A 20,189-nucleotide genomic window follows, 5' to 3' on the forward strand; every position below is an offset into this window, starting at 1 on the left:
ATGCGGCTGCTTTTTTTGGGTGACATGGTCGGCAAGACGGGACGCACGGCGGTCTGGGAGCGCCTACCCGGCCTGATCTCCGACCTCAAGCTCGATTTCGTCGTCGTCAACGGCGAGAATGCCGCCGGCGGCTTCGGCATCACCGAGGATATCTTTCTGGAGACGATCAATGCCGGCGCCGATGTGGTGACGACGGGCAATCACGTTTGGGACCAGAAGGAAGCTGTGGCCTTTGCCGGGCGGCACGATCAATTTCTGCGGCCGGCCAACTATCCGCAAGGCACGCCCGGCCGCGGCTCCGGCCTGTTCTATGCCAGGAATGGCGCGCGCGTGCTCGTCGCCAACGTCATGGGCCGGGTCTTCATGCATCCGGAACTCGACGACCCGTTCAAATCGGCGGAAGTGATCCTCGCCGCCTGCCCGCTGAAGGAGCAGGCCGATGCGATCATCTTCGATTTCCATGCGGAGGCGACCAGCGAGAAGCAATGCTTCGGCCATTTCGTCGACGGCCGCGCCAGTTTCGTCGTCGGCACCCACACGCATGTGCCGACCGCCGACACACAGATCCTGAACGGCGGAACTGCCTATATGTCGGATGCCGGCATGTGCGGCGACTACGACTCCTCCCTCGGCATGGATAAGGAAGAGCCGCTCAACCGCTTCATCTCCAAGATGCCGAAGGGCCGCATGGAAGCCGCGAACGGCCCGGCGACGATCTGCGGCGTCGGCGTGGAGATTTCCGATAGAACCGGCCTGGCCGAAAAGATTGCCCCGCTTCGGCTCGGGCCGCGGCTGGCCGAGACGGTGCCGGAGTTCTGGCGGTAAGCCATCGCGCACATCAACACGCAATTGTGAGCATCCTTAGTCTGGACCACCGCGACCTCATGTCGCATCCTCGGGCCGCCTATTCAAAGTGATCGAGCGTCCTTGGCGCGCCCTTCGGACGCGCGGCGCTCTCGGTGACAGCGCCGGAGGGGTTGCATGAAGCCGCAATATCTTGTCCTCGCTATCGCATGCCTTGCGGCCTCCGCCGCGCCAGCGCCTGCCGGGGCACAGGATGAACGAGCGCCCGTCAGCCACTGTCAGGCGATCGCACTGAATGTCCCACAGGCAACCTTCGCAAGTTTTTCCGGCGCCGCACCGCCGACACCTGCCGTCTCCGAGGGCGAAGACGTCAAATTCACCTTCCTCGGCCATTCCACCTTCGAGATCGAAACGCCCGGCGGCATCGTCATCGCGACGGACTACAATGGCTGGTACAGGCCTGCGACGACACCCGATGTCGTGACCATGAACAAGGCCCACCCGACCCACTTCACCCTGACGCCCGATCCCGGCATCAAGCATGTGCTGCATGGGTGGAGCGATGTTCCGGGCGAGAAGGCCAACATCAATCTCGTCATTGGCGATGCCTATATCCGCAACGTCCCGACGGATATCCGCTTCAGCTATGGCCTTGGCGGCTCGCAGGAAAACGGCAATTCCATCTTCATCTTCGAAATTGCCGGTCTCTGCATCGGCCATCTCGGCCACCTGCACTACGAGCTGACGGATGCCCATTACACCGAGATCGGCCGCCTCGATATCGTCATGGTCCCGGTCGATGGTGGCCTGACTATGGGCGCCGACAGCATGAGCCGCGTCATCAAGCGGCTGCGCTCGTCGTTGATTCTGCCGATGCACCGGCGCGGCCCGCCGGTCGAAGCCTTCGTCTCGATGTTCGGCAAGGATTTCGACGTCGTCAATGCGCCCGATGACAGTATCACCGTCTCCATGCGCACTCTGCCGAACAAGCCGTTGATCTATGTCCTGAAGGGTGTGCAGTAAAAAGCCCGGCGATTTCCTCCCCGGGCCTAAAGCGACGCTCTTCAAAACATCAAGCGAACTGCAGATGGCGCTTGATGCCGACATCCGGCATCTTGTCGTCGTCAAGATTGGCCTTGGCGATCTCCCAGCCGAATTTCAGCTTGTTGCCTGTGGAAACCCAGATCTCGGCATCGTCGACATGGAGAGAAAGCATGGTGAGCTTGGGGTCTTTCTTGCCGCCATCATACCAGGCCGCGACGACTGAACTCCAATACTCCTCGATCTTGGAAGGGTCAGGACGCACGTCGATCACACCGGCAAGACAGGCGTGATAGTCGTGATCCTTGCCGATGACGCAGAAATGCGCGCGGCTGCCGGGCTTTATGGCGCGCACGATGTCGGCATCGGTCTTGGTATAGAACCAAATGGTGTTGGTGGTGGGATCGGCATGCGGCGCCATCGGCTGCATGTGCATGTCCAGCCCGGAAATCCCGAGCATGCCGGCATGAACATCGTTGACCTGATCCCAGAGCTGACGTGCTGGCTGTTCCTGCGCATCGCTGAGACTTGCCATGACCGTTCCTTTCCGTTGGATGGAGTTCTTGAAACGTCATCCCCCCGCCTTTGTTCCAAACTGCTTTTTCCTTGAACGGGTACCGTTTCGCTCTTATAAGGCGGCCCATTCCGAACAATATGACGTGGATAGGGGTGCCATGGCTGGCCATTCACAGTTTAAAAACATCATGCACCGCAAGGGTCGTCAGGATTCCGTGCGGTCGAAAATGTTCTCCAAGCTTGCACGCGAAATCACCGTTGCGGCCAAGGCCGGCCTGCCCGACCCGACGATGAACGCCCGCCTTCGCCTGGCGATCCAGAACGCCAAGGCCCAGTCCATGCCGAAGGACAATATCGACCGCGCCATCAAGAAGGCAGCCGGCGCCGACGGCGAGAACTACGATGAGGTCCGCTATGAGGGTTATGGCCCCGGCGGCACGGCGATCATCGTCGAAGCCCTGACCGACAACCGCAACCGCACCGCCTCCAACGTCCGCTCGATCTTCACCAAGGCTGGCGGAGCGCTTGGCGAAACCGGTTCCGTTTCCTTCTCCTTCGACCATGTCGGCGAAATCACCTACAAGCTTGCCGTCGGCGATGCCGACAAGGTGATGGAAGCCGCGATCGAAGCCGGCGCCGACGATGTCGAGACCGACGAAGACGGCCACTACATTACCTGCGGCTTCGAAGCCCTCGGAGAGGTGGCAAAAGCGCTGGAAACGAGCCTCGGCGACGCCGAAACTGTCAAAGCCGTCTGGCGCGCCCAGAACAATGTGCCAGTGGACGAGGAAAAGGCCCAGTCGCTGATGAAGCTCATCGACAGCCTGGAAGACGATGACGACGTGCAGAACGTCTATTCAAACTTCGAGGTCTCGGAAGAAGTGCTGGCGAAACTCTCGGCCTGAGTTTCAGACATCCCGATAGAAAACCCGGCCGCGGTGCCGGGTTCGGTTTGTTGACAAACCTTGCTCTTTACTCGCCGTCATCCCAGGCCTTGTACCGAGGATCTGCTGCAGCCACGGCAGATGCTCGGGACAAGCCCGAGCATGACGAAAGAGGTGTTGGCCGCCTTTGCCAGCAGTCTGAACCTGGCTGTAACGCCCGGCTTTTCTGACAGGTAGCCTCCTCCTCGCATAGGATGTTCCGCTTTTAAGGCGCTCGCTGCCCCTACGCGGCCGCCCGCATGAAATTTCCCAAGCCCGCAAACAGTTCCACCGACGTCAACCGCGCTTCGATGTCGTGGATCGGCATCGAGATAATCACCTCGTCGGCCTGCGTTTCCTTGAGAAACTCCGTCAGTTTCGCCTCCGCCGTCGTCGGCGATCCGACCACGGCGTAACGCAGCGTGTGTTCGACGTTCATCTTCTCCATCGGCGACCAGAAATTTTCCATATCGGCCAACGGGCGCGGGAACGGGCCGCGGACATTGCGGCGCAGGTTGACGAATTGCTGCTCAGCGGAGGTGAAATGGTACCGCGCCTCTTCGTCGGTCACAGCCACCGCGCCCATGACGCCGACCATCACATAAGGTTTGTCGAGCGTTGCCGACGGCTGGAAGCGGTCGCGGTAGATCGCAATCGCATCAAGCAGCATGTCCGGCGCAAAATGCGAAGCGAAGGCATAGGGAAGTCCGAGCATGGCGGCAAGCTGGGCACTGTAAAGGCTGGAGCCAAGCAGCCAGATCGGGATATGCGATGAATTGCCGGGAACCGCAAGGATCGCCTGGTTTTCGACTGGCGTATCGAGGAGTTGCTGCAGTTCCACCACGTCGTTCGGGAAACTGTTGGCACCGGCCTCGAGATTGCGCCGCAGCGCCTGTGCCGTGCGCATGTCCGTTCCGGGCGCGCGCCCGAGGCCGAGATCGATGCGGCCGGGGAAGAGCGCCTCGAGCGTGCCGAACTGCTCGGCAATGACGAGCGGCGAATGATTGGGCAGCATGATGCCGCCGGAGCCGATACGGATGCGCGTTGTTGCGGCTCCGACATGGCCGATGACGACGGCCGTGGCGGCGCTGGCAATCCCCGGCATGCCGTGATGCTCGGCGAGCCAAAAGCGCTTATAGCCGAGTTGCTCGGCCTTCCCGGCCATCCGCGCCGAGCTCTCGAGAGACTGGCGGATACTGCTGCCTTCAGCAACGGGGGAAAGGTCGAGTATGGAGAAGGGAACCATGGGAAACCTGCCGGGCAGTTGAACGATGCCGTCTATGTAGGTTGCCGCCCCAGCCATTCCAAACCATGCACCCAAACAAAAGGGCCGCGCGAGCGCGACCCCGTGTCGGCTCTCAGAAGCCACGGCTTACCGGTGACGGCGCAGCACATGCACCTCGGCGCTTGGGTGGTGGTTTGCGTGCGGCAGCGTGAAATTACCAAGCTGGCGATCCATTTCCAGGGCTTCCGTCGCCAGCCTGTGGATCGCCGCCGTCGTCTCCTCGACCATCGACGCGTTCTGCTGCGTCATCGCGTCGAGTTCGGCGACGGCACTGTTGATCTCGCGCAGCGTATTGGCTTCCTCGCGGGTCGCATCCATGATCTCGTTGATCTGTCCGTTGATCGCCTCGACATGGGCGCCGATGCCGGTCAACGCAACGCCAGCCTTTTCCACTAGCGCCACGCCGCTTTCGACTTCATGCGTCGATTTCTGCAGCAGGCTGGAGATTTCCTTTGCCGCACTCGATGAGCGCTGTGCCAGCTCGCGCACTTCCATGGCGACGACGGCGAAGCCCTTGCCCGATTCACCGGCGCGCGCCGCCTCGACACCGGCATTGAGCGCCAAAAGGTTGGTCTGGAAAGCGATGTCGTCGATGACCGAGATGATCGTGTTGATCTGACGCGAAGACGCCTGAATTGCCTCCATCGCTGCAATCGTCTCGCGCATGATCTGGCCGGAGCCGGTCGTCTCCTTCTTGGCGTCGCGGGCGATGCGCTCGGCCTGTTCGGCTCGCTCGATCTGCCGGCGGACGGACTGGGTGATGGCGCTGATCGCATTCGCCGTCTCGGTGATCGAACCGGCCTGACGCTCGGTGCGCCCTGCAAGCTCGTCGGCGCCGGTGCGCATCTCCTCTGAGCCGGCGCGCACCGCCATCGAGTTACCGCCGATGGCCGTCATTGTTTCACTCAGCGTCGCCAGCGCCTCGTTGAAATTGACGCGCAGGCTTTCGAGCTCGTTCGGGAAACGGGTATCGATCTGGTAGGCGAGATCGCCAGCCGCCAGATGATGCAGACCGTCATCGATCGCTTCGACGACATGCTGCAGGCTTTTCGCCTCGGCTTCGCGCTCGGCGAGGTTCTTCTGGCGGTCGTGATCGGCCTGCAGGCGCGTTTCCTCGCTGGCGGCTTCGAGTTCGCGGCTTTCGATCAGTGACTGCCGGAAGCGGGCGAGCGCATTCGCCATCGTGCCGATCTCGTCCTTGCGGTTCAGGCTGCCGATCTCGCTGTCGAGCTTGCCGTCGGCAACATCTCGGGTAATGCCGGCAAGCCGCGCAAGCGGCGAAAACAGGAAATTGGTGACAAGTCCGGTCGCGACCGCCATGACGACGAGCACGCCGATGCCGATCATCGTCAGCAGCGTGGCGATTTCGATCGAGCCGGCATTAAGCTCGCTCAAAAGCACGCTCTCGACAACGAGGAAGCGGTCGCCGCGATAGTCGATGCCGCCGACATAGGCGCGGGCCGTGCCGTCCGCTCGGCTGAAGTCGGCCACCGTCATCGCCGCACTGGCAAGGGCATTCTTCATGAAGGTGAAAGGAGCCGCATCGAGCGTCGCAAGCTTGCCGCTCGCATCGAGACCGACGGCGGAGCCATCGCTGGAGACGATAGCTGCCTGCGCCGTGCTGCCCTGGACGATGCCCTTGCCAAGGATACCGGTGACGATGTCGTCGCGCACCTTGAAGAGGATGATGCCCTTGGCTGCCCCGAGTTTGATGATCGGTACGGCATAGAAGATCGCCGATTTGCCGCTGGCGGTATCGACGCGAAGACCGGAAAAACCTGTCGGAGCGGCGTCATCGGTCGCCTTGGCGGTATTCTCGATCGCCTTGGCGAAGGCGATACCGGCGCCAGTGGTCTTCCACGCGTCCGACTTCAGGTTCTCGGCGAAATCGTCTTGCTTCTTGTAGGAATAGAGTACCGTGCCGTCGAGATCGGCAATCAGCAGATCGCTAAAGTCGGTATCCTCGAGATCGCGGGCAACTTCGCCCTGCGTCTTCTCGTGGTTCGAATAATAAAAGCCGCTCGGTCCTTCTGGCTTCATCAGCTTCTCGCGCTGGTCTGCCGGGTTGGGATTGCCCGCAATGAAAACCTTCTTCAATTCGGCGCGGGCATCGCCCGAAGTCTTCTCGATCGTCTTCCAGCCGCTCTTCAGGCTGGTGATCGACATCTGCAACGCTTCGATGCGCGCAATGGAATTCGCCTGGTTTTCAAGCTGCGTCAGCTGGTCCTGCAGCATGTCGCCGCGAAAGATCAGCACGCTTTCCTTGGCCTTCAGCGCTTGCTCGTCGGAGATCCGGCTGCTGGCGAAATAGGCAAGCACGTCGATCACGGCGATCGACAGCACGGTCAGCAGAATGAATGTGGCAATGACCTTGAAGGACAGGGACTGAAATCTCTGTGCCATGTACAACGAACCCCTTCTGAACGCGCCTGCCAGCCTCAGCAGGCAGCGCATGCCTGATCGACTGACCTCTAAACAGAACATCGGGGGCTTAATCTTCGCAAAAAGATGCCCCTCTGGTATTTGATGACTAGAATTCAGGCATCTGTTTTAATTCGCGGTAAATGGAGCGGCTTAAATCCGAGAATGTTTTTGTTTTGTTCACATATCGATGGCAGTTATTTCGCAGTCGCTATAGGTTGAACCATGCAAAACACGATTCGCATCGTCGGCATCGATCCCGGGCTTCGCCGCACCGGTTGGGGAATCATCGACACGCTGGGCAATTCCCTGCGGTTTGTGGCCTCCGGAACCGTGACCTCCGATGGAGACATGGATCTCGCCTCCCGCCTTTGCCAGTTGCATGACGGCCTGGCGGAGGTCGTCCACGCATATAAGCCGGATGAAGCCGCCGTCGAACAGACCTTCGTCAACAAGGATGCGGTGGCGACCCTGAAGCTTGGCCAGGCCCGCGGCATCGCCATGCTGGTGCCGGCCCGCGCCGGACTGCAGGTCTCCGAATATGCTCCGAATGCCGTGAAAAAGGCGGTCATCGGCGTCGGTCATGGCGAAAAGCGCCAGATCCATATGATGTTGAAAATCCTGATGCCGAAAGTTGAATTCAAGGGCGATGACGCCGCCGACGCCCTGGCGATCGCCATCTGCCATGCGCATAATCGCGGCAGCAACCGGATGCGGCAGGCATTGGCCGGCTAATCTGTTCTTGACTTGTTCCGACGGTAAGGATAATTCTTACTTTGAAGGAGCAACAAGATGCGCGTCACCTCCAAAGGCCAGGTCACCATCCCTCGCGATCTCCGGGAGCTTGCCGGCATCGAAGCCAACAGCGAGGTCATCTTCTCGATCGAGGGCGGCAAGCTCGTTCTCTCGCCGAAGAATGGCAAGCAAGAAATCGAGGATCGAGGTCGGCTGGACCGCTTCCTGCAAACGATCCGTCGTCTCGAAGGAACCGGCGATCAGGAGATCGATGCCGAAGACCTCATGTCGATGACCCGTGATCGCTGATGGCGACGCTTGTCGATACAAACATCCTTGTCGATTTGGCTATGGCCGGTTCGGATTGGCACGGTTGGTCGCGTCGGAAAATACTTGACGTCTTCAGAGATGGTCCGGTCCTCATAAATCCGATCATCTATTCCGAATTTTCCGTTCGCTACGACGATATGGATGAAGTTGAGCAACTGCTTCCGCAGGATGAATTTCGCCGCGAAAACCTGCCTTGGCCGGCAGCTTTTGCCGCGGCTCAAGCCTTCCGGCTTTACCGTCGCGCCGGCGGAGGACGCGAACGGATATTGCCCGACTTCCTCATCGGCGCCCATGCGGCAGTCAGAGGCTATAGAATTTTGACCCGCGATCCCGGCGGATACCGGTCTTATTTCCCCTCCGTTGAACTTATCACGCCCGAAACGCACCCTTGAGAGACCGCGCCCCATGATCGGCAAGCTGAAAGGCACTATAGACGAGATCGGCGAAGACTATGTGCTCGTCGATGTGCACGGCGTCTGCTACGTCGCCCATTGCTCGGCCCGCACCCTGTCCAAGCTCGGCTCGGCCGGCGAGGCCTGTGTGCTGTTCATCGAGACCTATGTGCGCGAGGATCAATTGAAGCTCTTCGGCTTCATGACCGCGTTGGAGCGGGAATGGTTCAACCTGCTCCAGAGCGTCCAGGGCGTCGGCGCCAAGGTGGCGCTTGCCGTGCTTTCGACCCTGACGCCGGGCGAACTGGCCAACGCAATAGCCCTGCAGGACCGCACCGCCGTCTCCCGCGCGCCGGGGGTCGGCCCGAAAGTGGCGATGCGCCTCGTCACCGAACTCAAGAACCGGGCGCCGGCCTTTGCCGGGGAAGCGATCAATATCGCGCTCAAACAGGAACTCGGCGAAGGTGTCGCGGCCGCACCGGTTGCCGACGCGGTTTCCGCACTGACGAACCTCGGCTACAGCAGAGACCAGGCGGCAAATGCCATTGCGGCGGCGATGAAGACGGCAGGCGACGACGCCGATAGCGCCAAGCTGATCAGGTTGGGCTTGAAAGAACTGGCGCGGTGAAGCCAGGAAAACCGATGATTGGATGTCGAGGCAGCCGATTTTTGGTGTATTGCTGTGACAGTTTCAAAACGGAATGAGAGCATGAGCGAACCCGCCCGCCTGATATCGCCGGAAAAGCGGGGCGAAGATCTCGACATCACCCTGCGCCCGCAATCGCTGGACGAATTCACCGGCCAGGCCGAAGCGCGCGCCAATCTGAAAGTCTTCATCGAGGCGGCGAAGAACCGCGGCGAGGCGCTGGACCATGTGCTCTTCGTCGGCCCGCCCGGCCTCGGCAAGACGACGCTGGCGCAGATCATGGCGAAGGAACTCGGCGTCAATTTCCGTTCGACATCCGGTCCAGTAATCGCCAAGGCCGGCGATCTCGCCGCCCTGCTCACCAATCTCGAAGAGCGCGACGTGCTCTTCATCGACGAGATCCATCGCCTCAATCCCGCCGTCGAGGAAATCCTCTATCCGGCCATGGAAGATTTCCAGCTCGACCTCATCATCGGCGAAGGCCCTGCCGCTCGCTCGGTGAAAATCGATCTCTCGAAATTCACCCTGGTGGCGGCCACCACCCGCCTCGGCCTGTTGACGACGCCGCTCCGCGACCGCTTCGGCATTCCAGTGCGCCTGAGCTTCTACACCGTCGAGGAGCTGGAACTGATCGTGCGTCGCGGCGCGCGGCTGATGAACCTGCCGATTACCGAGGAAGGCGCCCGCGAGATTGCAAGACGCGCCCGCGGCACGCCGCGCATCGCCGGCCGGCTGCTGCGGCGTGTGCGCGACTTCGCCGAGGTGGCAAGGGCCGAATCCGTCACCCGCGAGATTGCCGACGAGGCGCTGACCCGCCTGCTGGTCGACAATGTCGGCTTCGATCAGCTCGACAAACGTTACCTCAACATGATCGCTGTCAATTTCGGCGGCGGCCCGGTCGGCATCGAGACCATCGCCGCCGGGCTTTCCGAGCCGCGCGACGCGATCGAAGACATCATCGAGCCCTACATGATCCAGCAGGGTTTCATTCAGCGCACGCCACGCGGCCGTGTTCTGACCGCAATCGCGTGGAGACATCTGGGATTGCAACCGCCCAAGGATATGGAGGCTGCGCAGTTCCGGCTGTTCCAGGAGGACAACTGAGTGATTACCCGCCGCGGATTTTTCAAGGTTCTTGGCGGCGGTGTCGCAGGCGTCATGTCCCTCGGCGGTTACGCATTTGCCTATGAACCGCTGGCAAGGCTTGCCATCGCCCGCTACCGGCTGACCCCGCCCGGACGGACGCCGGGGCCCAAGCTCCGCATCGTCGCACTCGCCGATCTTCATGCCTGCGAACCGTGGATGTCGGCAAGCCGCATCACCGCGATCTGTCAGAGAGCCAATGAACTCGAAGGCGATGTCACCGTGCTGCTCGGCGATTATGCTGCCGGCATGAACATGGTGACCCAATATGTGCATTCGAGCCAATGGTCGAAGGCGCTCGCCACTTTGCAGGCCCCTCTTGGCGTCCATGCGATCATGGGCAACCACGATTGGTGGGAAGACAAGACCGCCCAGAAAAACGGCGGCATAGAAACGTTCGGGCACCGGGCGCTTGCCGACGTCGGAATCCCGGTCTACGGCAACCGCGCCATCCGGCTCGAAAGGGATGGCCGCGGCTTCTGGCTGGCAGGCCTCGAAGATCAACTGGCGCTGCTGCCCGGCAGGAAATGGGGCCGCACCCATATGCTCGGCCTCGACGACCTCGATGGAACGATGGCGCAGGTGACCGACGATGCACCCGTCATCCTGCTCGCCCATGAGCCCGATATCTTTCCGCGCGTGCCCGAGCGGGTCTCGCTGACGCTATCGGGCCACACGCATGGCGGACAGATCCGTTTCCTCGGCCGTTCGCCGATCGTCCCCTCGGGTTACGGCAATCGTTACGCCTATGGCCATATGGTCGAGGAGGGTCGTAATATCATCGTGTCCGGTGGCCTCGGCTGCTCCATCGCACCGGTGCGCTTCGGCGTCCCGCCGGAAATTGTCGTAATCGATCTCGGATAAGAACAGCATGACCAAGCGCACTCTCATCCGCCTGAATGCGGGCGCCGAGCGATTCAATTATCGCATCGCCGGCCTCGGCTTCCGCGATGGCCACGTGCTCGTCCATCGCGCCGTGCATGAGCCCTTCTGGACCTTTCCGGGCGGCAGGGCGGAAATCGGCGAGACCTCGGAAGAAACGCTGAAACGGGAGATGGTGGAGGAGCTGGGCGTCGAAGTCACAATTTCCCGCCTGCTCTGGATCGTCGAGAACTTCTTCCACTACGAACAGCGCGACTGGCATGAACTCGGCTTCTATTATCTGATGCACATCCCGCCGGAATTCCCATTTCAGCCACACGAAGTGATTCATCGCGTCGAAGACGGCGACAATCATCTCGAATTCAAATGGGTGGCGGCAACGCGCACGGCCCTGACCGCGCTCGACATTCCGCCCTATTTCATCGCCAATGAAATCGAGAACCTGCCCCTAGCACCCCGTCATCTCGTCTGGCGCGACGGCAATCTCGATGACTGAGACTGAGGCAACCGTTCTAGAGCATATGGCCGACCGGGCCTAAAATCATCCCGTTCCAGAAGCGCTTGAAGAGGAAAGCTGCCGATGCCGACCTTCGATCCCGTCAGGGCATTCCGCAAACTTGGCTACAACAACGCCCTTGCCAACCACCGTCTGCTTCAAGCCTGCGCGGCGCTGAAACCCGGCGAATTCGAAGCGCCGCGCACGAGCTTCTTCCCCTCGATCAGGGAAACCTTGAACCACAATATCACGGTCGACTGGTTCTATGTCGATGGCTTGGAAGGCGGCACGCTCGGCTACCAGGCCTTCGAGATCGACGAACCCTTCGGCGACGTTTCGTCATTGACCGAAGCGCAGGCCAAGGTTGATCAGCGCCTCACCGCACTTTGCGAGGCTCTGACGCCGGAGAGGCTCACCTCGACCATCAGCCTCCATCGCGGCGCCCGCATCCAGGAAGAGCGGATGGAAGACGTGCTCGCTCACCTCTTCCAGCACCAGACGCATCATCGCGGACAGGTGCATGCGATGCTCTCCGGCACCAGCGTTGCTCCGCCACAGCTCGACGAATTCATCGTCGCCGACGATGCCCGGTTTCGCGGGCTCGAACTCGCCGAACTCGGCTGGACCGAAGCGAAGCTGATGCGTTAATCCTGCAGGCGTCTTTTCAGACCGTCGATGATCGTCTTGGTAAGAAGGTCGTAATTCTCGTCGAAATGGTGGTCGCCGGGCAGTTCGATGACCTCGGCGCCGCTATCCTTCAATGCCGGACAGGCGACATCGTCATCGTCGTCCTTGCCATAGATGCATTGCACGAGCTTTGGATCGACGTTCTTCAGATCGCTGATGGGATCGCCTCCGGCACCGTCCGTTTTCTGGCCGAGCCAGCCGAGAACGGAGATGACGTAGTCGACCTGGTGCGAGAGCGACAGCAGCGATAATTGCGCCACCGCCGATTTTTCGGCGGGTTTGAGAAGCTGGTAGGTCGCCGGCACGACATCGGCGCCGAAGGAATATCCAACGAGCAGCACATGCTTCACCTTCCACTGCTTGCGGTAGAAATCGATGATCTTCGAAAGATCGGCGGCGGTCTCATCCGGCTTGCGTTCCGACCAGAAATAGTGAAGCGAATCGATGCCGACGACCGGAATGCCTTCCTTCTGCAGCGTGCCGCCGACCTCCTTGTCGATGTCGCGCCAGCCGCCGTCGCCAGAATAGATCACTGCCATCGTATCGAGGGCGGGCGTCGCCTCAAGGACCGCCAGCGGCAGGCCGAGCGGATTACCGAAGGCACCGGAAGCGGTGACGAGATCGTCGAGCGTATCGGCAAACACTGTCTGTGCATCGTCGGTGGAATCGCGGATCTCGATCGCGGCATGGAGCTTCTTCAACGCTTCGGCATGCGCCTTGCCATCCTTGTCGGCATTGGGCGTGAAGACGGTGACGATCGGATCCGGCAGGGCACCGACGCTGAGGCCATACATGGTGCGCTGGCCGACGACCTGCTTGGGAGCCGGTGTGCAAAGTTCCTTGGTAAGCGGAATGCCGGCGACCGGATCGACGGCAAGTGTCTGGCCGATCGTCGCATCCGGCGTCTGCGCGGCGATCGCCAGCGCCAAGGCCCCGCCCTCGCCGATGCCGGCGACGATTGGCAGGTGATAGGCATTGTTGCCGGTCGCGCGCTGGACCTGCTGGCTCAGAGATTCGATGTCCGAAACCATGTAGACGCAGCCGTCGTTGAGGCTGACGTCATATTGGTTGAGCGCCTGGATATAGGAGGGAAAGTCGACGCCGATGACGACGGCGCCTTCGGCGACCAGCCTGTCGGCCTCCGCTTTCTCATAGTCGCCCCAGCCGGCGGCATCCGAAATCAGCATCACCGTGCCCTTTACCTCCCCTTCCGGGAGGAAGATGTGCGGCGACGGGATGAGCCCGGTTTCAAAGCTCTGCGTGGTCTCCTCGGCAGCATCAGCCGGCGCGGCCGCGAGCATGCAGGCGCATGCTGCGGCAAGAAGGAATGTCCTGATCATTTTCTCACTACCCCTTTCAATCCGCCCCCGATCAGAAATGTCGCGTCCATCAACGCGATCATCGGATTGCCCCCTCCGGATACCGCAAGATAGCGCGGTTGCCAGTGCGGATGAAACTTTGATTTGAATGCCCGAAGGCCTTTGAAGTTGTAGAAGCGCTCGCCGTGTTCGAAGACGGTGCTGCCGATGCGGTCCCAGACGGGCGCCGCCTCGCGTTTCGACATGCCGGAGAGAGGCGCCATGCCAAGATTGAAGTGGGTGAAACCCTCGCCGCGCAGATATTCCATGATCTGCACGAAGAGAAAGTCCATCGAGCCCTTCGGCGCATCCGGCGAGAAGCGCATGAGATCGATCGTGCCTTCCTGCCTGGATTCCGTGACGAGGATATTGGCGAAAGCGACGATCCTGCCGTCCTTTTTCAGGATGCCGACCGGCTGGGAGGAGACGTAGTCAGGATCGAAGGCGCCAAGCGAAAAACCCTTTTCCTTGGCGTTGTGATGCTCGAGCCAGGCGGTGGAAACGGCGGAGAGTTCATCGATGACCGAGGGCACATCCTCAGGGACGACGACGGCAAATTCCAGCCCGTCGCGCTGGGCGCGGCTTGCCGTCTGGCGCAGATTCGCCCATTTGCCGCCCTTCATCTCGAAGGCCCTCAGATCGGTCACTGCCAGTTCGCCGAGCTTGAAGGCACGAAGACCGGCATCGGCGCAATGAGAAAGCAGTGACGGCGAAATCTGATAGAACACGGCCCGGCAGCCAGCGGCGCGCGCCGCTTCGACGAAACGCCAGACGAGTTCCTGCACGGCGCGATGTTCGCCGACCGGGTCGAACAGCGCAATCCAGGACCGGCCCTGCCGGCCATACATGATGAAGGCGTCACCCTTTTCCGAGAACATGATGCTCTTATCGCCCATGCGCACCAGATTGGCGTCGGCATTGCCCTGCTTGCCGACAATCTCGACGGCACGCACCAGCGCCTCCTCCGTCGCCGGTTCCGGCCGGAAGGTCGCCGGCCGAAGCAGGCTGAAGACGGCGATCGCCGACGAGATGATGGTAATGCCGAGCACGGCGCGTAAGCCCCGCGGCGCTTCGGCGGTGAATTCGAACTGCCACCAGAGCTGGTTGCTGTATTCGACATCGCGATAGACGAAGAGCAGAATGACCACGGCGCCGACGACAATGACGGCAATCGCCATCAGCCAGGACGCCGTCAGCGCCTGGTTGAGCAGCGAGGCATGGCGGGTAAAAAGCCGCCGGCTGACGAACAGCCCGAAGATGAGAAAGGCGAGAAACGCGGCTTCGACCAGCGCGATCGCCTTCAGCAGCGACAAGGTCAATGCGGCAAGCGCGGAGAACACCGCGACCCACCAGGCGCCGTCGAGCCGCTGGCCGAGGCCGCGAGCAGCGACGACGAGCGCGAGCCCCAGAAGGCTGGAAAGGAAATGCGCCCCTTCTACCATCGGCAGCGGCAGATAGTTGGAAAGGAATTCGAGGTTCTGGTCCGGCGTCGGCGTGACGCTCGAAAAGATCAGCATGACGCCGAGCAGCAGGGCGAGAGCCGACAGCAGCTGTGGCATCAGCCTTCCGCCGATGCGGCGCACGCTGGAGGCGGCCGGATGGTCGACGAAACGGCGCAGCTCCGTCGCCGAGACCGCGAGCACGGCGATCAGCAGCGGCAGCACATGGTACACCAGCCGGTAGAGCACCAGCGATCCGAGCACGGCATCGATGTTCACCGCGCTGCCGAGAGACGCGATGATCACGGTCTCGAACACGCCGAGCCCGGCCGGAACGTGGCTGAGCACCCCGAGACCGACGGCGATCGCATAGACGGCAAGGAAGACGGGCCAGCCGATTGCCGTCTGCGGCAGCAGCACGTAGAGCACCGACGCCGAAGCGGCGATATCGAAGGCGGTGACCAGGAACTGCCGCGACCAGGTGCGCGAATCCGGCAGGCGGATTGCCACGGGGCCGAGGTCGAGCACGCGCCCGTCACGGCCGATGATCATCACCGCGCCCAGAATGGCGACGATCGAACCGGCGGCCAACCGCAGCAGGAAGGGGCTGACACCGATGAGCGGACCGATCTCATCGGCGATGATGATGAGGGCGATCGCCCCGACGCCGGCAAGCCCGAGACCGAAGGAGAGCGTGACGAAGGCGATGATGCGGCCGATATCTTCGGGAGAAAGCCCGAGCCGCGTATAGGCGCGATAGCGGATCGCACCGCCGGAAAGTGCGCCGAAGCCGGCGGTATTGCCGACGGCATAGGCACTGAACGCCGTCAGCGCCACATGCGGGAACGGCAGCTTTTTGCCGATATATTCTATCGCGTTGAGATCGTAGAAGATCAGCGAGAGGAAGCTTAGAGCGGTGAAGAACAACGCAAGCAGGATAGCGCTCGGTCTGGTCGCCGCCAGCGCATCGACAACGTCGTCATAGCGCACCTCGTTGGTGAGCTGCATGATCGCATAACCGACGAGGCAGAAGACCACGAGTGTCGCCGCTGCCGTCAGCGGTGTTCTGTAACGCCTGAACAATCCGCGAAAAGAAAATCCGTCCGCGTCTTCCATCTCTTTCAAATTGTCGTGACCCGACATCTCTTATCCTGCTGCAATTGCCAGCTCGGCGGGAATCATTTTTGAAAGACGTAACACGACAGGCATATAAGCTCCATGAAGCCATGCCGCCGCTACCCCAGCCCCGCCGCCTTGGCCTCCATCACTCTCAATTGGGGCGAATTTGCGCAGGCGAGCGTAACGGCACATTGCATTTTCGTAAGTTTCGGACGAGCTTGACCCTTGCCGGAGATTTGAGATGCGGGAGAAAAGCTCGATATGCAGGATGGCCCGGCGCTGATGATGATCGTCCTCGGCCGTCTGTTGCTGGGCGGACTCTATGTCGCTGGCGGCATTCATCATTTTTTCGTCATCGTGCCGCTGACCGACGCGATCGAGGCCCGCGGCGTCCCTTTTGCGAAATGGGTTCTGCTCTCGGGCAGCATGTTCCAGATCGTTGCCGGCATGCTGCTGATGTTGGGCCTCTTCGTCACGGCAGCGGCATTCGGTCTCATCCTCTTCACTCTTGCCGCCACGATCATGCTGCTGAATTTCTGGGATATGCAGGGAACGGCCCGCGAAAGCGCGATCAACACCTGGAAAACCAACATGGCGATCATCGGCGGTCTACTGATTACTGCGGCCGGTGCGATGTGAGGCGGTTATGCCGCCGGCTCGCCATTCGCCCGCGCATGGGCGGCGTAGCGGGCGACGGCAGCATCGACCTCCGCATCGCGATCACCCGCCACCTGCACCGTCGGCACGGCGAATTCGATGCCGTTTTCCTTGAAGGCATTGCGGATCATTGCCAGCGCATTGCGGCGGATGACGAATTGCTCGCCGGGTTTCGTCATCATCGACAGCCGGATTTCGATCGCGAATTCGCCGAACTGCTCGACACCCTTCATCTTCAGCGTCTCGATGATATGAGGGCCGAATTCCGGATTTTCGAGCAGCGTCTGGCCGATCTGCTTGATCACCTTCTTCGCCTTGACGAGATCGGTGTCGTATTTGACGTTGAGGCTGATCTTGTCGATCGTCCAGTCGCGGTTGAGGTTCTTCACCGCGCCGAGTTCGCCGAACGGCACCGTCGTCAGCGGCCCGCGATGATGTCTGAGCTTCACCGAGCGCAGGCTGAAAGCCTCGACCACGCCCTTGTGGCTGCCGCTTTCGATATATTCGCCGATACGGAAGGCATCGTCCCAGAGATAAAACATGCCGCTGATGACGTCCTTGACGATCGTCTGCGCACCGAAGCCGACCGCGACGCCGACGACGCCGGCGCCGGCAATCAGCGGCCCGATCTCGATGCCGAGGCCGGAGAGCACCATCAAAGCGGCGATGACGGCGATGACGACGGCAAGGATATTGCGGAAGATCGGCAGCAGCGTCTGTATCCGTGCACGTTTGGCCTTCTCCTCGTCCGTGGCCCCGCCATCCACGGATGAATCGAGCAGCTTGCCGTCGATATAGGCTTTGATGACATGCCAGAGCAGATCGGCGGCAAGCAGGATGACGATGCCGCCGATGACGCCGCGCGCGATCTTGTCGACCATGGTGTCGCCGGCGGCCATCGTATCGGCACCGACGCCGAGCATATGCCCGAGCCAGATGGCGGCAACGCCAATGATCAACGCCCGCACACCACGGTCGAGCAGCACGGCGGCAATGCGGCGCGTGGCGAGGAAGCTTGCTTCGGTCTGCTGCAGCGATTTTACCGCAAGCGTCGAGACGGCAAGCACGCGCGGCAGCAGCAGCACATAGATGCCGAGCCAGAGCAGCCAGTTGAAGCCTGCGACCCAGAGGCTCCAGAGCAACAGGAAATAGACGGTGAGCGCCCAGGAGGTCCCGTGACCGCGCTTCTCGTCCTTGTACGGCCGCGACCAGACTGCTTCGATCGCAATCAACAGCAGGCCGATACCGAGGACGTAGCCGACAAGAAGCCGCGCGCTCGGAGAATAGCCGAGCGGCTCCATCGACTGGATCGCCGCCCAGCCAAGCATAAAATAGATGACGAAGGTCGCGCAACGGCGGTACCAGAAGAGCGCCACGATACGCCCCGGCATGGTCGGGGCGGTGACGCCCTGCCGTTCTTCTTCGTCCCGCGCCAGCCCGATGAGATCGACCAGCACGCCGCCGAGGCAGATCGTAAAGCGTTGCACGATGAGCGCGACGACGCAGACGATCGCGATGCTCTGGCTGAGAGGTGGCCAGCTGAGGCTGAGAAGCGCAAGCATGGTTGCCGCCGCGAAGATCAGCGCCGGGATGACCCGCGGCGCCAAATGCATGCCGGCCATCTCGGCCAGGCGACGACGGCGGCGGCGGAAGGCATAACGGGCAATGCTCTCGACAATCGCGCCGAGCAGGAAGATAGCCAGAAACTGCGCCACCATGCGGGGCCAGCCATTGGCGGCGATCTCACCGAAAAACAGCGAGGACGCATTGCCGATCTGAAGGGGCAGCGTCATCGCAGCATCGGAGACCATAGAGACGTGCCGGCGGGCATGCTGCAGCAGGCCCGAAAGGACTGACATCTGGTCTTCAGTCGCCGCGTTTCCCGCCGGCGTCGCCGCCATCTGCGTCGACATCCACTGCTTGACCTCGGGCGTCTGCATGAGTTGCATCATCTCACGCACCTGGGCCGGCGGGGTCGTCGCGACTGGCGCTTGAGTGGGTGGTGTCTGGGCAAAGCCCGGTGAAACCGCCCCCAAAAGCGCAATGAAAACCAGCACACCCGATAAGGCGGCCTTCAAGCCCACTGCCCTGCCACGCGCCATGACCGCCTCCAATGGAGTGCCGGCCGCTTGGACGAAGCAGCCCGACATTTCCCTTTCGGCAATGGATACTCGCGACCGCCGCCGCCAGCAAGCGGTAGGAACCCCATACCGATGGCTAGGGCGCCTCCTTGTCCTGAAGGCGCCGAAAGCCTCTGGCCTTCAGGATTTCGGAGCCGGCTTTTCCACGTGGCCGCCGAAGCCCGCCCGCATTGCCGACAGCACCTTGTTGGCGAATTCGTCGTTGTCGCGTGAGGAGAAGCGGCCGTAGAGCGCGGCACTCAGCACCGGGGTCGGCACACTTTCGTCGATTGCCGCCATGATCGTCCAGCGGCCTTCGCCGCTGTCGGAGACGCGGCCGGCATATTTCGACAGCGCCGGATCGGCATGCAGCGCATCGGCCGTCAGATCGAGCAGCCAGGAGGTGATGACGCTGCCGCGACGCCAGACTTCGGCGACGTCCTGCAGATTGAAGTCATATTGGAAATGTTCGGGATGGGCGAGCGGCGCGGTTTCCGCGTCGGCCTCATGCGAGGCGGCGCCGATATTGGCGTGTTTCAGGATGTTGATTCCCTCGGCATAGGCGGCCATCAGGCCGTATTCGATGCCATTATGCACCATCTTGACGAAATGGCCGGCGCCATGCGGGCCGCAATGCAGGTAGCCCTGTTCCGCGGTGCTGGCCGCAGCCGCTTCGGTGGTGCGGTTCGGCGAGGCTTCCGTCGTGCCGGCGCCGGGCGCCAGCGTCGCGAAGATTGGGGAGAGATGCTGGACGGTGCCCTTTTCGCCGCCGATCATTAGGCAATAACCGCGCTCCAGGCCGAAGACGCCGCCGCTGGTGCCGACATCGACATAATGGATGCCCTTGGTGATGAGTTCGGCGCCGCGGCGGATATCGTCGTGGTAATAGGAGTTGCCACCGTCGATGACGATATCGCCGTTCTCAAGCAGCGGCACCAGGCTCGCCAGCACCTTGTCGACGATCGCCGCCGGCAGCATCAGCCAGATCGCCCTGGGATGGGTGAGCTTCGAGACGAACTCTTCGAGCGAAGCACTGCCGGTTGCACCGAGGCCCGCGAGTTCGGCCACGCTTTCCGGCCTGGCGTCGTAGACGACGCATTCGTGACCGCCCCGCATCAACCGCTGGACCATGTAATTGCCCATGCGGCCCAAACCAACCATGCCAAGCTGCATAATGAATCTCCTGGAAATCAAA

At 61.5% G+C, this 20,189-nt stretch carries 19 protein-coding genes; 12 read left to right on the plus strand and 7 right to left on the minus strand.

The features are described from left to right. Both GR197_RS07425 and GR197_RS07430 read left to right on the plus strand, forming a co-directional pair. The gene (locus GR197_RS07425; RefSeq protein ID WP_164008083.1) at positions 1-825 is read left to right on the plus strand and encodes a TIGR00282 family metallophosphoesterase; all 825 of its coding nucleotides are present in this window, start codon (positions 1-3) and stop codon (positions 823-825) included. Between the two features lie 156 nt (positions 826-981). Further along, complete coding sequence (locus tag GR197_RS07430) at positions 982-1,827, plus strand: MBL fold metallo-hydrolase (RefSeq protein WP_164008084.1); 846 nt, start codon at positions 982-984, stop codon at positions 1,825-1,827. 49 nt (positions 1,828-1,876) lie between these two features. Here the strand turns inward: GR197_RS07430 and GR197_RS07435 are convergent, their stop codons facing one another. After that, positions 1,877-2,380 carry a pyridoxamine 5'-phosphate oxidase family protein gene (locus GR197_RS07435; protein ID WP_164008086.1) on the minus strand — a complete coding sequence of 168 codons (504 nt, stop codon included), beginning with the start codon at positions 2,378-2,380 and terminating at the stop codon, positions 1,877-1,879. A gap of 139 nt (positions 2,381-2,519) precedes the next feature. On the opposite strand from GR197_RS07435, the gene GR197_RS07440 reads away from it, so the two are divergent. Further along, positions 2,520-3,266, plus strand: coding sequence for a YebC/PmpR family DNA-binding transcriptional regulator (locus tag GR197_RS07440; protein ID WP_164008088.1), 747 nt, complete (start codon positions 2,520-2,522; stop codon positions 3,264-3,266). Between the two features lie 262 nt (positions 3,267-3,528). Here GR197_RS07440 and GR197_RS07445 read toward each other — a convergent pair whose 3' ends face one another. Both GR197_RS07445 and GR197_RS07450 read right to left on the minus strand, forming a co-directional pair. After that, complete coding sequence (locus GR197_RS07445) at positions 3,529-4,530, minus strand: LLM class flavin-dependent oxidoreductase (protein WP_164008563.1); 1,002 nt, start codon at positions 4,528-4,530, stop codon at positions 3,529-3,531. Positions 4,531-4,656: 126 nt separating this feature from the next. Next, complete coding sequence (locus GR197_RS07450; protein WP_164008090.1) at positions 4,657-6,972, minus strand: methyl-accepting chemotaxis protein; 2,316 nt, start codon at positions 6,970-6,972, stop codon at positions 4,657-4,659. A gap of 243 nt (positions 6,973-7,215) precedes the next feature. On the opposite strand from GR197_RS07450, the gene ruvC reads away from it, so the two are divergent. The 8 genes from ruvC (at position 7,216) to GR197_RS07490 (ending at position 12,262) form a co-directional block, all read left to right on the plus strand. Then, positions 7,216-7,725, plus strand: a complete 510-nt coding sequence (gene ruvC, locus GR197_RS07455; protein ID WP_064683343.1) for a crossover junction endodeoxyribonuclease RuvC — start codon at positions 7,216-7,218, stop codon at positions 7,723-7,725. A gap of 57 nt (positions 7,726-7,782) precedes the next feature. After that, the gene (locus GR197_RS07460; protein ID WP_164008092.1) at positions 7,783-8,034 is read left to right on the plus strand and encodes an AbrB/MazE/SpoVT family DNA-binding domain-containing protein; all 252 of its coding nucleotides are present in this window, start codon (positions 7,783-7,785) and stop codon (positions 8,032-8,034) included. Beyond that, positions 8,034-8,447 (plus strand): type II toxin-antitoxin system VapC family toxin, encoded by a 414-nt coding sequence (locus GR197_RS07465; protein ID WP_164008094.1) that lies wholly within the window; start codon positions 8,034-8,036, stop codon positions 8,445-8,447. The genes GR197_RS07460 and GR197_RS07465 overlap by 1 nt, the downstream gene beginning before the upstream one ends. A 13-nt stretch (positions 8,448-8,460) precedes the next feature. Further along, positions 8,461-9,075 (plus strand): Holliday junction branch migration protein RuvA, encoded by a 615-nt coding sequence (ruvA, locus tag GR197_RS07470; RefSeq protein ID WP_164008096.1) that lies wholly within the window; start codon positions 8,461-8,463, stop codon positions 9,073-9,075. Between the two features lie 81 nt (positions 9,076-9,156). After that, entirely contained in the window at positions 9,157-10,197 is a 1,041-nt protein-coding gene (ruvB, locus tag GR197_RS07475; protein ID WP_164008098.1) for a Holliday junction branch migration DNA helicase RuvB, read from the plus strand. After that, positions 10,198-11,100, plus strand: a complete 903-nt coding sequence (locus GR197_RS07480) for a metallophosphoesterase (RefSeq protein ID WP_164008100.1) — start codon at positions 10,198-10,200, stop codon at positions 11,098-11,100. A 7-nt stretch (positions 11,101-11,107) separates the two neighbouring features. Further along, positions 11,108-11,614: an NUDIX hydrolase gene (locus GR197_RS07485; protein ID WP_164008102.1), complete on the plus strand. Its 507-nt coding sequence runs from the start codon at positions 11,108-11,110 to the stop codon at positions 11,612-11,614. 84 nt (positions 11,615-11,698) lie between these two features. Next, the gene (locus GR197_RS07490) at positions 11,699-12,262 is read left to right on the plus strand and encodes a DinB family protein (RefSeq protein WP_164008104.1); all 564 of its coding nucleotides are present in this window, start codon (positions 11,699-11,701) and stop codon (positions 12,260-12,262) included. On the opposite strand, the gene GR197_RS07495 is transcribed toward GR197_RS07490, so the two are convergent. Continuing rightward, entirely contained in the window at positions 12,259-13,641 is a 1,383-nt protein-coding gene (locus GR197_RS07495) for a virulence factor family protein (protein ID WP_164008106.1), read from the minus strand. The genes GR197_RS07490 and GR197_RS07495 overlap by 4 nt on opposite strands. Next, complete coding sequence (gene mprF / locus GR197_RS07500) at positions 13,638-16,241, minus strand: bifunctional lysylphosphatidylglycerol flippase/synthetase MprF (RefSeq protein ID WP_164008108.1); 2,604 nt, start codon at positions 16,239-16,241, stop codon at positions 13,638-13,640. Before mprF ends, GR197_RS07495 begins: the two co-directional genes overlap by 4 nt. A 237-nt stretch (positions 16,242-16,478) precedes the next feature. On the opposite strand from mprF, the gene GR197_RS07505 reads away from it, so the two are divergent. Continuing rightward, positions 16,479-16,856 carry a DoxX family protein gene (locus GR197_RS07505; RefSeq protein ID WP_164008110.1) on the plus strand — a complete coding sequence of 126 codons (378 nt, stop codon included), beginning with the start codon at positions 16,479-16,481 and terminating at the stop codon, positions 16,854-16,856. 5 nt (positions 16,857-16,861) lie between these two features. Here GR197_RS07505 and GR197_RS07510 read toward each other — a convergent pair whose 3' ends face one another. After that, on the minus strand, positions 16,862-18,976 hold the full coding sequence (locus GR197_RS07510) for a mechanosensitive ion channel family protein (protein WP_164008112.1): 2,115 nt from the start codon (positions 18,974-18,976) through the stop codon (positions 16,862-16,864). A 159-nt stretch (positions 18,977-19,135) separates the two neighbouring features. Beyond that, entirely contained in the window at positions 19,136-20,167 is a 1,032-nt protein-coding gene (gene gnd, locus GR197_RS07515) for a phosphogluconate dehydrogenase (NAD(+)-dependent, decarboxylating) (RefSeq protein WP_164008114.1), read from the minus strand. Between the last annotated feature and the right edge of the window lie 22 nt (positions 20,168-20,189).

This window comes from Rhizobium phaseoli, assembly GCF_010668805.1.
Classification (GTDB): Bacteria; Pseudomonadota; Alphaproteobacteria; order Rhizobiales; family Rhizobiaceae; genus Rhizobium; species Rhizobium phaseoli_A.

Coding starts and splice junctions, on each gene's coding strand:
- GR197_RS07490 (WP_164008104.1), top strand. CDS start 11,699: ATGCCGACCTTCGATCCCGTCAGGGCATTCCGCAAACTTGGCTACAAC.
- ruvA (WP_164008096.1), top strand. CDS start 8,461: ATGATCGGCAAGCTGAAAGGCACTATAGACGAGATCGGCGAAGACTAT.
- GR197_RS07465 (WP_164008094.1), top strand. CDS start 8,034: ATGGCGACGCTTGTCGATACAAACATCCTTGTCGATTTGGCTATGGCC.
- GR197_RS07505 (WP_164008110.1), top strand. CDS start 16,479: ATGCAGGATGGCCCGGCGCTGATGATGATCGTCCTCGGCCGTCTGTTG.
- GR197_RS07510 (WP_164008112.1), bottom strand. CDS start 18,976: ATGGCGCGTGGCAGGGCAGTGGGCTTGAAGGCCGCCTTATCGGGTGTG.
- ruvB (WP_164008098.1), top strand. CDS start 9,157: ATGAGCGAACCCGCCCGCCTGATATCGCCGGAAAAGCGGGGCGAAGAT.
- mprF (WP_164008108.1), bottom strand. CDS start 16,241: ATGTCGGGTCACGACAATTTGAAAGAGATGGAAGACGCGGACGGATTT.
- GR197_RS07425 (WP_164008083.1), top strand. CDS start 1: ATGCGGCTGCTTTTTTTGGGTGACATGGTCGGCAAGACGGGACGCACG.
- GR197_RS07435 (WP_164008086.1), bottom strand. CDS start 2,380: ATGGCAAGTCTCAGCGATGCGCAGGAACAGCCAGCACGTCAGCTCTGG.
- GR197_RS07445 (WP_164008563.1), bottom strand. CDS start 4,530: ATGGTTCCCTTCTCCATACTCGACCTTTCCCCCGTTGCTGAAGGCAGC.
- GR197_RS07485 (WP_164008102.1), top strand. CDS start 11,108: ATGACCAAGCGCACTCTCATCCGCCTGAATGCGGGCGCCGAGCGATTC.
- GR197_RS07495 (WP_164008106.1), bottom strand. CDS start 13,641: ATGATCAGGACATTCCTTCTTGCCGCAGCATGCGCCTGCATGCTCGCG.
- ruvC (WP_064683343.1), top strand. CDS start 7,216: ATGCAAAACACGATTCGCATCGTCGGCATCGATCCCGGGCTTCGCCGC.
- GR197_RS07460 (WP_164008092.1), top strand. CDS start 7,783: ATGCGCGTCACCTCCAAAGGCCAGGTCACCATCCCTCGCGATCTCCGG.
- GR197_RS07450 (WP_164008090.1), bottom strand. CDS start 6,972: ATGGCACAGAGATTTCAGTCCCTGTCCTTCAAGGTCATTGCCACATTC.
- GR197_RS07440 (WP_164008088.1), top strand. CDS start 2,520: ATGGCTGGCCATTCACAGTTTAAAAACATCATGCACCGCAAGGGTCGT.
- gnd (WP_164008114.1), bottom strand. CDS start 20,167: ATGCAGCTTGGCATGGTTGGTTTGGGCCGCATGGGCAATTACATGGTC.
- GR197_RS07430 (WP_164008084.1), top strand. CDS start 982: ATGAAGCCGCAATATCTTGTCCTCGCTATCGCATGCCTTGCGGCCTCC.